An 11,848-nucleotide genomic window follows, 5' to 3' on the forward strand; every position below is an offset into this window, starting at 1 on the left:
CCTGCTTCATCGCAATCTTCCATGCACCGCCAGCGCGGTCGGAACGGCAGTGATCCGGCCGCTACCGTTGCCCAACTATCTGATTTCTGGGAGGCTTGTCGCCATTGTGCATAGGGAAAGCAAATTGATGTCGAGAACCCTCCTTTTACTGTTGCTGACGCTGGTTGCCGCTGTGCCTGCGGTGAGTGCCGAACTGGCGGCCCCCACGGCGGCCGCCTGCGCCATCCGCCATCAGGATCAACTGCTGCTGGTGCAGGATCGCATCTCCTCCCGCTACAGCCTGAGCGGCGGTTATATCGATGGCGGCGAGAGCCCGCAGCAGGCGGCGCTGCGCGAGCTGTATGAAGAGACCGGCTTGCACGGCGAAATCGTCGAGGATCTTGGCCGCTGGCAGAAAGCGCAGGTCTTTGCCTGCCGCACCTTGGAACCTATTGTCGCTCAGCAAGACACCGTGTTTGTCTCGATCCTGAAGGCCCCCAATCTGGGGGGCGAAATCCTTAACGCCCGCTTGATCGCGGTGGACAAGCTGCCCCGCGAGCAGCGCCGCTTCCCGGATCAGCTCGACTGGCTGCAAGCCCGACTTGATCAAGTGCCCGAGAGCGAGGTGCACTGGCAGGCCGATTTCGTGGCGCAGGGCAATGCGCTGCATCAGGCCGAGATCCCGCTGATGCTGCGCCTGCAGCAGTGGCTGGGGCCCGATGCGTGGTGGCTGTCGGTCAGCAATCTGTTTGGTTCAGGCGGCTTTCAGCTTGCCCTGATACCTTTGTTGCTCCCACTGCTGGGGTGGTCGCGGCTGCGCCAACTGCTGTTCGCCATGCTCTGGCTTGGGCTGCTGGTGCAAGCGGGCAAGGAGGGGATTGGCTGGCCACGCCCCTTCCATCTGCAACCGCTGCTGGCGGCCCAGAGCGTGCAAGGCTTTGGTATGCCGAGTGGCCATACCGCCTCGGCGCTGCTGTTCTGGGGGGCGCTGCTTGGTTGGCTATGGCCGACCCACCGCTGGCGGGCGATCTCGCTGGCGCTGCTGCTGGCGCTGGTCACCGGTCTGGCGCGGGTCTGGCTTGGGGTGCACTTTATCTCCGACGTGGCGGTTGGGCTGCTGATAGGCGGCTTGCTGCTGGCTGCTCGCCCCTGCTGGCGACTGGATGGGGGTGTGGCAGGCTGGCTGCTACTGATTGCAACCAGCCTGCTGATCGCAGGCTTGGCCCAGTCGGCCCATCTGGCCGGGATTGGGCTGGCAGCATTCGGCCTCTGGCTCGGTGGGCTGGCACCCTTGCCCCGTGACGGTTATTCGCCGCTGTTGACCGGTGGTGTGACGCTGGCGGGGGGCACAGTGATCGGGGCGGGACTGTGGGCGCTGCCACTGTTGACCAGCAGCTCGCTGGCCATTCTGCTTGGTCAGCTATCGCTCTTTTTCGGGCTGGGGCTCTGGTTGAGCGCTGGCCTCTGGTGGATACTCTCTTTCTTGCAATGCGACACACGACCCAAGGGCAACGGCTCTGACAAGGGAACGCTATGAATGTGAAAAAAGTGGATTTGGCCAAGATAACCCTGGGAGTGCTGTTTATCAGCATCCTGATTATCTCCTGTTTCATGGTATTGCAGCCCTTCCTGCCTGCGCTGGTGTGGGCCACCATGATCACCATCGCCACCTGGCCGCTGATGCTGATGATGCAACGGCTGTTGTGGGGCAAGCGTTCACTGGCAGCCCTGTTTATGACGCTGGTGCTGCTGCTGATATTTGTCATCCCGCTCTTTATGGCATTGGCCAATGTGGCGGAGAAGGCGCCGATGCTGATCGAGCTGGGCACCCATATCAGCCACTCACCACCGCCGGAGCTACTCTGGCTGCAACAGATCCCGCTGGTGGGCAGCAAGCTCTATGAGTTCTGGCAGCAAATTCTGGCGAGCGGTGGTCAGGTGCTGTTTGCCAAGCTGGCGCCCTATTTCGGTCAGACAGCCCGCTGGCTGGCCGCTCAGGCCGGTAATCTGGGGCTGCTGTTCGTCCACTTCCTGCTGACGGTCGGTATCTGCGGCCTGCTCTATCACTCCGGTGAAGTGGTGGCGACCGGCATTCGCCGTTTTGCCCAACGGTTGGCAGGCCAACGGGGTGACAATGCCACCGTGCTGGCCTCCCAAGCGATCCGCGCTGTGGCGATGGGGGTGGTGGTGACCGCGCTGGTGCAATCCTCGGTGGCCGGTGTCGGCCTGCTGATTGCCGGTATCCCCTACGCCATGATTTTGGTGGTGGTGATGTTCCTGCTGATCGTTGCCCAGATCGGCCCTTTCCCGGTGCTACTGGCCTGTATCGGCTACCTCTACTGGAGCGGCGACACCACCTGGGGCACCTTCCTGCTGGTGTGGTCACTGATTGCGGGCACCATGGACAACTTCCTGCGCCCGTTCCTGATCAAGCGTGGTGCCGACCTGCCGCTTATCCTGATCCTGGTGGGGGTTATCGGTGGCTTGCTGACCATGGGGATCATCGGTCTGTTTATCGGCCCCGTGGTGCTGGCGGTGGGCTACACCCTGCTGGATGCCTGGATCAAGGAAGATAACCAACCGGCGAGCGACGTCACCCCATCACCCAAGGCTGAGTGAAGATTTCGCCACAAATAGCGAATGCAACGAGCCGCCATCTGCGGCTCTTCTTTTGTTTATGGCAATAGCATCGGGTTGGTTGATGCCGTGGATGCCACGGCAAACAGGATGTTCAGCTTGGTTCCACCAGCGACACTCATCCCTCCGGCTTGCATCCCCCGCGACACAGGCGCAGACTGTTTGGCCTTGTTTTTATGCGATTCGATTCAAGGCAACCATCATGACTCCTGCCATCAATCTACTGAAGAAGCTCAAGATCCCCCATAAACTCTACCCCTACGAGTGCGAGGCCCACGACGATTTCGGCAAACATGCCGCGATCCAGCTCGGGTTGCCGGAGGCGCAGGTATTCAAGACCCTGATCGTCCACCACGACAAGCAGGCAGTGGTCGCCATCGTTCCCTCATCCTGCATGTGCAGCCTGAAGCAGCTGGCCAGGGCGACCGGCCTCAAGAAGGTGGAAATGATGAAGCCGGCGGAAGCCGAGAAGCTGACCGGCTATAAGGTGGGCGGCATCAGTCCGTTGGCCCAGAAGAAGCTGCTGCCCACCGTGCTGGACGAGTCGGCCATGCTGTTTGACGAGATCTTGGTAAGCGGTGGCAAGCGCGGCCTCTCGGTCGGCGTCGCACCGCAGGATATGCTTCGCCTTCTGAAGTGGATCGCCGCGCCTATCGGTGAAGAGTAAGCGGCGAAGCCTGATGCCTGCACACCAGGACGCGCTGCCTCTCGCGGGTGAGCCGCGGTCAGCCATCAAGACTGCGTGGTTCAGCCTTTCAGCCAGCTACGAATGCGGTTGGCATCACCGACCGGGGTGCGTTTGCCCACCGAGTTGAGTAGCACGATGGCGAGCTCGCGGCTGTCCGGTTTGGCGCGCATCACCAGACAACGGCCTGCTTCGTCAGTGAAGCCGGTTTTGGAGAGGCGCACGTCCCAATCCGGGTTTTTCACCAGCGGGTTGGTGTTGTTGAACATCAGGCTGTAGGCGGGGGTGCTGAAGCGCATCTCTCGGTTCTCATCCTGGGTGAACTGGCGGATCAGCGGCTGGCGATAGGCGGCGGCGGCCAGCTTGCCCAGATCCTGAGCGGTGGAGACGTTGCGGGTGGAGAGGCCGGTGGAGTCGTAGAAGTGGCTATTGCGCATCCCGAGCGCTCTGGCCTTGTTGTTCATGGCCCGCACGAAGGCGCTGCGCCCGCCCGGATAGTGACGTGCCAGTGCCGAGGCCATCCGGTTCTCTGACGACATCAGCGCCAGATGCAGGGCATCGCGACGGGTCACCTTGGTGCCCATGCGGATGCGGGAATGAGTGTGTTTGACCCGATCCAGATCGTTCTTGTCGACCGTGATGGTCTGGTTGAGATTCTGTTTGGCATCCAGCACCACCAGCGCGGTCATCAGCTTGGTGAGTGAAGCGATGGGACGTACCTTGGTGGCATTCTTCTGGTAGAGCGTCTTGCCCGTTTTTACATCCACGACCAGGGCGCTGCTTGAGCGTACGTCCAGTTTGGCTGGGTTGGGTGCCGCGCTGACCGCAGGCAATCCCAGCATTCCCATCAACCCGACAACTAGCGCTGCTGCGCGAATCCGACACCACATACAACCGACTCCATTCCCATCCAAAAAAAGGCGCTAGATTCACTCATTTTTACCCCGGCTTGACAAGGGCCGCGCGGGACTATTTCTGATATTTGCGCAAAATAGGCGATCAAAAAAGCCCTCTGGCGAGGGCTTTCGGGTCGGGCGTTGGGCGAGGGATCAATCCCGCGGCTGCGCGGCCTTGCGTTTGCTGATCCAGCGCCAGACCAGCGCCACCATACCACCCACCAGCAGAACCACCGGCAGATAGATGATGATGTTGAAGAACTGGGTCTGGTATTCGGCTGCCAGCTTGGTGTGGCTCAGGTAGTAGCCGGTGCCGACCAGCGGGCAGATCCACATGATGGAGCTGATCAGATTGACGATGAGAAAGCGCCCCTGCGGCAGCTCGGTGGCGCCGACGATATAGGGGTAGGCGGTACGCACGAAGGCGATATAGCGCGCGGTGATCAGGGTAATGATCCCGTACTTGTCCAGCAGGTGATAGACCCTCTGCTGGTGTCGCTCTTCAACATGGGACATCAACCGATGGTAGAGCTGGGTATGGCCGAGGAATCGCCCCTGCATGTAACCGAGCCAGGTGCCGACAAAGGTGGCCATGATCAGCAGCGGGATCACCCCGAGCGACAGCACATCCTGATAGATGAGCACACCGGTGAGGATCAGCAGGCTGTCACCGGGCAGAAAGGCGGTAGGAATGAATCCGTTTTCCAGTACCAGAAACATCAAAATCACACCACAGATCATGAAGGCCATCTTGGGATCGGAAAGGGTGTTCAAATCGTGATTCATAAAGGCGTGAGCCAGTTGGTAAAACTGCTCCATACTTGCAAACTCCGCAGGTTAGCTGGGTTGATCGGTCAAGGGCATGGCGAGCACCTTGTCGATGCGCAGGCCATCCATGTCAACAATTTCCAGTTGCCACTGTTCCAGTGTCACCAGGTCTCCGGTGTGTGGAACACGACCAAGGAGCAGCATGATAAGCCCTCCGAGGGTGTGATAGTGATGTTTTTCTTCTTCTGGTAGACGAACCAGCTCCAGACAGTCCTTCAACTCCGGCAGCGGGATCAGGCCATCGAGCAGCCAGCTGCCGTCGGCGCGCCGGAAAGCCCAGTTGTCACTGCCATCCTCCTGCTGGAAATCCCCCGCCAGCGCCTCCAGCAGATCCTGCTGGGTGACCAGCCCCTGCAATTCGCCATACTCATCCACCACCAGCACCATCTGCTCGCTGTGGGTGCGGAAGTGGTTGAGCAGCTCGACGCCGTTGAGGGTCTCGGGCAGCAGACTGCCCTCCTGGGTCAGGGCCGCCAGATCGATGGGCTCCCCCTTGATATAGGCGTGCAGCACCTTGCTGACGTTGATGATACCCACCAACTCTGACAGGTTGCCATCGCAGACCGGGAAATAGCTGTGGCGATACTCCACCAGTCGCTGCAGGTTGGCCTCCAGCGGCAGCGCCAGATCCAGATAGCGGATATCACTGCGCGGCACCATCAGGGAGGAGAGGCTGCGCTCGTCGAGACGGAACACGTTGCGCAGCATGGTGTGTTCATGATCTTCGATCACCCCGGCTTCCGATCCTTCCACCAGCATGGCGTGGATCTCCTCCTCGGTGACATTGTTACTGCCATTCTGGTTGACCCGCAGCAGCCGCAGGCTGGCATTGGTGGAGGCAGACAGCAGCCAGACGAAAGGGCGAGTCAGGGTGGCGAGTAAGTGCATGGGGCGGGCCATCAGGCAGGCGATGCGCTCGGCATTGAGCTGGCCGAGCCGCTTGGGCACCAGCTCCCCCACCACGATGGAGAGGTAAGTGACCACCACCACCACGATGACGGTGGCGATCAGGCCGCTGCTCTTGGCCGGGAGTCCCCACTCCTGCAACCAGAGCGAGAAAGGCTGGGCAAGTAGCGATTCGCCATAAATACCGTTGAGCAGGCCGATGCTGGTAATGCCGATCTGGACGGCAGAGAGAAAATGGGTCGGATCTTCGCCCAGTTTGAGGGCGATGGCGGCAGAGCGGCTGCCTTCAGAGGCAAGCTTGCCGAGGCGAGCCTTGCGTGCGGTGACGATGGCGATTTCTGACATGGCGAAGACGCCATTAAGCAAAATCAATCCCAGCAGGATCAATATTTCCATACCGCAACAGCACTCCTTGAGTGGATAAGATCGCTGGCAGTGTAATGAATTTGGCGGTGATGCGCTTGTGAAAGCGGGTGATCCGGCTCGCTAATTTGCTGACGAGAGTCCGCTATGGCGAGAAAAGGGGCAAGGATGGAACCAACGAGACGGAGCGCGCGGCGAGGTGGATGCCACGGGATGGAAAAGGGCGGGAAGTCCCGCCCTTGCTCATCACGGTTCAACCAACCCTCATCAGAACTGCTGGAACCAGCGCTGGATCTGGGCCGGATCCTTGCTCTGGGTCAGGGAGAGCATCAGCAGGATGCGGGATTTTTGCGGGTTGAGGGTACCGGAGGCCACGAAGCCGTATTTGGCATCATCGATCTCGGCATCCAGGGTGGTGGCGCCAGTCGGCACGCGGGCGGAACGCACCACCCGGATACCATCCTTGCTCGCCTTGGCCAGGGTATCGAACAGGGTGTGGTAGAGGTTGCCGTTGCCTACCCCGGCGCTGACGATGCCGTCGAACTTGGCATCCATCATCGCCTTGGCCGGCAGATCGGTGGCGTTGGCATAGCTGTAGACGATGCCCACTTGCGGCAGCTTGTCGAGCTTGCTCACGTCAAACGGCGTCTTGCTGGTGTGCTGGCGGGCCGGGCTGCGCTGATAGTCGATCTTGCCGTTGTGAATGTAACCCAGCGGGCCGAAGTTAGGGGAGGCGAAGGTCTGCACGCCGGTGGTGTTGGTCTTGGTGACGTCGCGGGCATCGAGCACTGTATCGTTCATCGCCACCATCACGCCACGGCCCTTGGAGGCGGGATCGGAGGCGGTCACCACGGCGTTGTAGAGGTTCATCGGGCCGTCAGCACTCATGGCGGTGGAGGGGCGCATGGCACCAACCAGCACTACCGGCTTGTCGCTCTTGACGGTCAGATTGAGGAAGTAGGCCGTCTCCTCCATGGTGTCGGTGCCGTGGGTGATGACGATGCCATCTACGTCATCCTTGGCCAGCAGCTCGTTGACCCGCTTGGCCAGTTTGAGCCACACCTCGTCGTTCATGTCCTGGGAGCCGATCTTGACCACCTGCTCACCCTGCACGTCAGCGACGTTCTTCATCTCGGGAACGGCGGCGATCAGGGTTTCGATGGCCACCTTGCCTGCCTCGTAGTTGGACTGGGTGGCCGACTGGCCTGCCCCGGCAATGGTGCCGCCGGTGGCCAGAATATGAACGTTGGGCAGGGCCATCGCCATCGGGGAGAGGGTCAGGCCAACGATGGCGGCGAGCAGGGTCTTGCGGATCGGTAGGGTCATGCTGCAAATCCTTATGGTTGGAATAATTGCAGCAATTTTGCCCATTTAAACAGCAATGTCTGTGATAAAACTCACCAAAATACCGATAAGAACAGATTTTTAACCTGTTTTATACCTCTATGGTGATAAATCAATCTACCTGAAAGCCCTGGGCTTCGATCAGGGCGATCAGCGTCTGTTGGTCGAGAGAGCCCTCCACCCGCGCGGTGCGGCTGGGGAAATCCACCTCGGCAGCGGTGACCTCGGGTCTGGCCAGCAGCGCTTTTTGCAAACTGGCGGCGCAGCCACCACAGGACATGCCGGACACGGTGAGTTCGATGGTCATGGGATACCTCCTCTGTTGATTGACTGTCAGCGTAATGCTGCCGCCTCCGGCAAGGTCAAGCAGTCAGTACATCATGCTCAGATAGTTCATCAGGGTTACTCCCAGCCGATGTGCGGATGAGGTCAGGACATCAACCCCAGGTAGTTCATCAGGGCGGCCCCCAGACTGGTGGTGATCAGCGAGCCCAGCGTGGTGGTGGCGATGATATTGGCGGCCAGCACGCTGTCGCCCCCCATGGCGCGGGTCATCACATAGCTGGCGGCGGCGGTGGGGGTGGAGCTGATTAGGAACAGGATGCCGAGCGCCTGCGGGCTGAAGCCCAGTGCCCAGGCCCCCATCACCAGCAGCACCGGGATGCAGAACAGCCGGTTGGCGGTAGCCCAGCCGGTCAGCAGGGCGCCGCCGCGCAGGGCCTTGAGGTTGAGGCTGGCGCCGGTGCAGAGCAGCGCCAGCGGCAGGGTCATGTTGGCGAAGTAGTTGCCGGTGGTGATCACCAGCTGGGGCAGCTCGATGCCGAGCAGGCCGAACGGCAGGGCCGCCACGATGGCGATGATCAGCGGGTTTTTGGCGATCCCCCTGAGGATCGGCTTGATCCCCTTGCTGCCACCAAGGCTGCGGGTCAGGGTGATCACCGCGAGCACGTTGTAGAGCACGGTGACCGAGCCCACCAGCAGGGCGGCAGCACCGATCCCCTCAGCGCCGTAGGCGTTCTGCACATAGGCCAGCCCCATGATCCCCATGTTGCCGCGAAAGCTACCCTGCACGAAGATGCCGCGCTGGCGCCGCTCGGGGATGAAGCGGGCCGCCAGCAGCTCTAGCAGCAGAAAGCCGGTGAGGGTGCCGAGCAGGCCATAGAGGATGAGCCAGGGGCTCGGCATGGTGGAAAAATCGGTGCGCACCATGCTGAGGAACAAGAGGGCGGGCAGGGTCACCTGGAACACCAGACGGGAGGCAGACTCGACGAAACTGTCGGGCAACAGACCCAGCTGCTTGAGCCAGATGCCAAGCAGCAGCACCACGCAGATGGGGCCTGTAATAGAGAGGGAGAAGTGCAGACTGGCCAGCAGACTCATGATGGATGTCCTGTGCGATAGACGGGGCCCGTGACGGAGAGAGATTGAAGCAGACTGGCCAATAGACCCATGATGCGCGTCCTGTGCGATGGCGAATGGCACGGCGTTCGCCGGGGCCAAAAGGGCATTCTAACGCCATGGGCTTGTATTCACAGGGGTTAATCACAACAATGTGGGCAATTCCACCGCCGAGCCCCTGTGAGCCACTTTATGGACAAAAAACTGACCATCCTCGATATCGCCCGACTCAGTGGCGTCGGCAAGTCGACCGTCTCCCGGGTGCTCAACCAGGACCCCAAGGTGAAGCAGGCTACGCGCGAGCGGGTGGAGCAGGTCATCGCCGAGCACGGCTTCGTGCCGAGCAAATCGGCGCGGGCCATGCGCAGCCAGAGCCAGCAGGTGGTGGGGATCATCGTCTCGCGGCTCGACTCCAGCTCGGAAAACCAGGCGGTGCGCGGCATGCTGGAGACTCTCTACCAGCGCGGCTACGATGCTGTGCTGATGGAGAGCAAGTTCTCCCCCTCCAAGGTGCAGGAGCATCTGGCGGTGCTGGAGCGGCGCGGGGTGGATGGCATTATCCTGTTCGCTTTCAACGATCTCGACTATGCCGCCATGGCGCCGCTGAAAGAGAAGCTGGTGCTGGTCGCCCGCGAATATCCCGGTTTCTCCTCGGTCTGCTTCGACGATGCCGGCGCGGTGTGTACCATGCTGGCGCAGTTGGCAAGCCGTGGTGCCCGCGACATCGCCTATCTGGGGGTGGATGCCTCGGATCTCACCACCGGCCAGCGTCGCCTCGACGCCTATCTCGCTTACTGTGCAGAGCAGGGGTTGCACCCGCGCAGCGCCCTCGGCGATCTCAGCCTGCAGAGCGGCTACCGGCTGGCGGCCGAGCTGCTTACTCCCACCACCCAGGCGCTGGTCTGCGCCAGCGATACCCTCGCTATTGGCGCGGCGAAATACCTGCAGGAGCAGGGGCGTAGCGAGGTGCTGGTGACCGGCCTTGGCAACAACCCCATGCTCAGTTTCCTCTTCCCCAACGCCCTTAGTCTCGATCTGGGCTACAAGGGGGCGGGTGAGCAGGCAGCCCGTCAGCTGCTCGATCAGATCGAGCAGGAGCAGCCGCCACTGGCAACCATAGCCCCCTGCCGAACCCTGTGAGCCCCATCACAACCAGCTGAACAAAAAACGCGCTTTTTGTGACCTTGGCCACGAAATGGGAACGTTCCCATTTTGATCAAGCGAGATTGTCGGCATGCTAAATGGGAACGATACCAAGAATGCTCGGGCCACAAAGAGTGGCCCTCAAGAGCGATGCAGACCACGATTCAATGGCGTCACAGAGGGAAGACCCATGTCCAAGATCAACGCACAGCACCTGGCCACCCTGATCGACAAGATCGGCGGCCAGGAGAACATCGCCACCGTCAGCCACTGCCTGACCCGGTTGCGCTTCGTCCTCAGCGATCCGGCCAAGGCCGACAGCAAGGCCATCGAAACCATCCCGGCGGTGAAGGGGAGCTTCACCCAGGGCGGTCAGTTCCAGGTGGTGATCGGCAACGAGGTAGAGCAGTGGTACAAGGCGCTGACCGAACAGCTCGGCGTCAGCGGCGGCAGCAAGGAGGCCGCCAAGCAGGCGGCGCGCCAGAACATGAATCCGCTGGAGCGGGGCATCTCCCATCTGGCGGAGATCTTCGTGCCGCTGTTGCCCGCCATCATCACCGGCGGTCTGATCCTGGGCTTTCGCAACGTCATCGGCGACATCAAGATGTTCGACGACGGTACTCATACCCTCACCGAGATCAGCCAGTTCTGGGCTCAGGTGCATGCCTTCCTCTGGCTGCTGGGCGAGGCGATCTTCCACTTCCTGCCGGTCGGCGTCTGCTGGTCTGCGGTGAAGAAGATGGGCGGTTCCGAGATCCTGGGTATCGTGCTGGGCATCACGCTGGTGTCGCCGCAGCTGATGAACGCCTATGGCATCGGCCAGCAGAGCCCGGAAGTGTGGGACTTCGGCCTGTTCGTGATCCAGAAGGTGGGTTATCAGGCGCAGGTCATTCCGGCGCTATTGGCGGGTGTATTCCTGGCCTGGGTGGAGACCAACCTCAAGCGGATCATTCCGGCCTATCTCTATCTGGTGATTGTGCCGTTTGTCTCGCTGCTGCTGGCGGTGATCGTGGCTCACGCCTTTATCGGCCCGTTCGGCCGCTGGATTGGTGAGGGCGTCGGCTTCGCTGCCAAGGCGGCCATGACCGGCTCCTTCGCTCCTATCGGTGCCGCCCTGTTCGGATTCCTCTACGCGCCGCTGGTCATAACCGGCATCCACCACACCACCAACGCGGTGGATCTGCAGCTGATGCAGAGCATGGGCGGCACCCCGATTTGGCCGCTGATCGCGCTCTCCAATATCGCGCAGGCTTCTGCCGTGGTGGGTATCATTCTGATTAGCCGCAAGGAGAACGAACGGGAGATCTCGGTGCCTGCCGCCATCTCCGCCTATCTCGGGGTGACCGAACCGGCCATGTACGGTATCAACCTCAAGTACAAGTTCCCCATGCTGTGCGCTATGGTGGGTTCCAGCCTTGCGGCCCTTATCTGCGGTTTCGCCGGGGTGATGGCCAACGGCATCGGAGTAGGCGGCCTGCCGGGCATCCTCTCCATTCAGCCGCAATACTGGGCGGTGTTTGCCATCGCCATGCTGGTCGCCATCGTGGTGCCGGTGGTGCTGACCCTGCTGGTTTACAAGCGCCAGCAAGCGGCCGGCAAGCTGGCCGAAGCCAGCGCCTGAATCTGATTGTCAGGGCGACCCAACGGATCGCCCTCTCCCATTTCAATT

General features: G+C 61.1%; 11 protein-coding genes. 5 read left to right on the forward strand and 6 right to left on the reverse strand.

The genetic code is table 11. From position 1 onward, the window contains the following. Positions 1 to 127: 127 nt before the first annotated feature. The 3 genes from NMD14_17625 (at position 128) to ybaK (ending at position 3,283) form a co-directional block, all read left to right on the forward strand. The gene (locus NMD14_17625) at positions 128 to 1,516 is read left to right on the forward strand and encodes a phosphatase PAP2 family protein (GenBank protein XEI32514.1); all 1,389 of its coding nucleotides are present in this window, start codon (positions 128 to 130) and stop codon (positions 1,514 to 1,516) included. Then, complete coding sequence (ydiK, locus tag NMD14_17630) at positions 1,513 to 2,598, forward strand: AI-2E family transporter YdiK (protein ID XEI32515.1); 1,086 nt, start codon at positions 1,513 to 1,515, stop codon at positions 2,596 to 2,598. Before NMD14_17625 ends, ydiK begins: the two co-directional genes overlap by 4 nt. A gap of 220 nt (positions 2,599 to 2,818) precedes the next feature. Further along, the gene (gene ybaK / locus NMD14_17635; protein XEI32516.1) at positions 2,819 to 3,283 is read left to right on the forward strand and encodes a Cys-tRNA(Pro) deacylase; all 465 of its coding nucleotides are present in this window, start codon (positions 2,819 to 2,821) and stop codon (positions 3,281 to 3,283) included. 80 nt (positions 3,284 to 3,363) lie between these two features. Here ybaK and pbpG read toward each other — a convergent pair whose 3' ends face one another. From pbpG to NMD14_17665, 6 genes are all read right to left on the reverse strand, one after another. Further along, positions 3,364 to 4,191, reverse strand: a complete 828-nt coding sequence (gene pbpG / locus NMD14_17640; protein XEI32517.1) for a D-alanyl-D-alanine endopeptidase — start codon at positions 4,189 to 4,191, stop codon at positions 3,364 to 3,366. A 159-nt stretch (positions 4,192 to 4,350) separates the two neighbouring features. Next, positions 4,351 to 5,016, reverse strand: a complete 666-nt coding sequence (locus NMD14_17645; protein XEI32518.1) for a DedA family protein — start codon at positions 5,014 to 5,016, stop codon at positions 4,351 to 4,353. 18 nt (positions 5,017 to 5,034) lie between these two features. Beyond that, positions 5,035 to 6,327 (reverse strand): hemolysin family protein, encoded by a 1,293-nt coding sequence (locus NMD14_17650; GenBank protein XEI32519.1) that lies wholly within the window; start codon positions 6,325 to 6,327, stop codon positions 5,035 to 5,037. Between the two features lie 234 nt (positions 6,328 to 6,561). Beyond that, on the reverse strand, positions 6,562 to 7,620 hold the full coding sequence (ansB, locus tag NMD14_17655; GenBank protein XEI32520.1) for an L-asparaginase 2: 1,059 nt from the start codon (positions 7,618 to 7,620) through the stop codon (positions 6,562 to 6,564). Positions 7,621 to 7,750: 130 nt separating this feature from the next. Next, entirely contained in the window at positions 7,751 to 7,945 is a 195-nt protein-coding gene (locus tag NMD14_17660; GenBank protein XEI32521.1) for a heavy-metal-associated domain-containing protein, read from the reverse strand. A 122-nt stretch (positions 7,946 to 8,067) separates the two neighbouring features. Beyond that, positions 8,068 to 9,018 carry an AEC family transporter gene (locus NMD14_17665; protein XEI32522.1) on the reverse strand — a complete coding sequence of 317 codons (951 nt, stop codon included), beginning with the start codon at positions 9,016 to 9,018 and terminating at the stop codon, positions 8,068 to 8,070. A 210-nt stretch (positions 9,019 to 9,228) separates the two neighbouring features. Between NMD14_17665 and treR the strand changes: the two genes are divergently transcribed. Continuing rightward, on the forward strand, positions 9,229 to 10,176 hold the full coding sequence (treR, locus tag NMD14_17670; protein XEI32523.1) for a trehalose operon repressor TreR: 948 nt from the start codon (positions 9,229 to 9,231) through the stop codon (positions 10,174 to 10,176). Between the two features lie 193 nt (positions 10,177 to 10,369). Next, positions 10,370 to 11,800, forward strand: coding sequence for a PTS trehalose transporter subunit IIBC (gene treB, locus NMD14_17675; GenBank protein ID XEI32524.1), 1,431 nt, complete (start codon positions 10,370 to 10,372; stop codon positions 11,798 to 11,800). Positions 11,801 to 11,848 lie beyond the last annotated feature (48 nt).

The sequence above is a fragment of the Aeromonas veronii genome (assembly GCA_041319085.1).
Classification (GTDB): domain Bacteria; phylum Pseudomonadota; class Gammaproteobacteria; order Enterobacterales; family Aeromonadaceae; genus Aeromonas; species Aeromonas veronii_F.

Excerpts from the sequence above, each read along its gene's own strand:
- NMD14_17625 (XEI32514.1), top strand. The coding sequence starts at position 128 with ATGTCGAGAACCCTCCTTTTACTGTTGCTGACGCTGGTTGCCGCTGTG.
- ydiK (XEI32515.1), top strand. The coding sequence starts at position 1,513 with ATGAATGTGAAAAAAGTGGATTTGGCCAAGATAACCCTGGGAGTGCTG.
- ybaK (XEI32516.1), top strand. The coding sequence starts at position 2,819 with ATGACTCCTGCCATCAATCTACTGAAGAAGCTCAAGATCCCCCATAAA.
- pbpG (XEI32517.1), bottom strand. The coding sequence starts at position 4,191 with ATGTGGTGTCGGATTCGCGCAGCAGCGCTAGTTGTCGGGTTGATGGGA.
- NMD14_17645 (XEI32518.1), bottom strand. The coding sequence starts at position 5,016 with ATGGAGCAGTTTTACCAACTGGCTCACGCCTTTATGAATCACGATTTG.
- NMD14_17650 (XEI32519.1), bottom strand. The coding sequence starts at position 6,327 with ATGGAAATATTGATCCTGCTGGGATTGATTTTGCTTAATGGCGTCTTC.
- ansB (XEI32520.1), bottom strand. The coding sequence starts at position 7,620 with ATGACCCTACCGATCCGCAAGACCCTGCTCGCCGCCATCGTTGGCCTG.
- NMD14_17660 (XEI32521.1), bottom strand. The coding sequence starts at position 7,945 with ATGACCATCGAACTCACCGTGTCCGGCATGTCCTGTGGTGGCTGCGCC.
- NMD14_17665 (XEI32522.1), bottom strand. The coding sequence starts at position 9,018 with ATGAGTCTGCTGGCCAGTCTGCACTTCTCCCTCTCTATTACAGGCCCC.
- treR (XEI32523.1), top strand. The coding sequence starts at position 9,229 with ATGGACAAAAAACTGACCATCCTCGATATCGCCCGACTCAGTGGCGTC.
- treB (XEI32524.1), top strand. The coding sequence starts at position 10,370 with ATGTCCAAGATCAACGCACAGCACCTGGCCACCCTGATCGACAAGATC.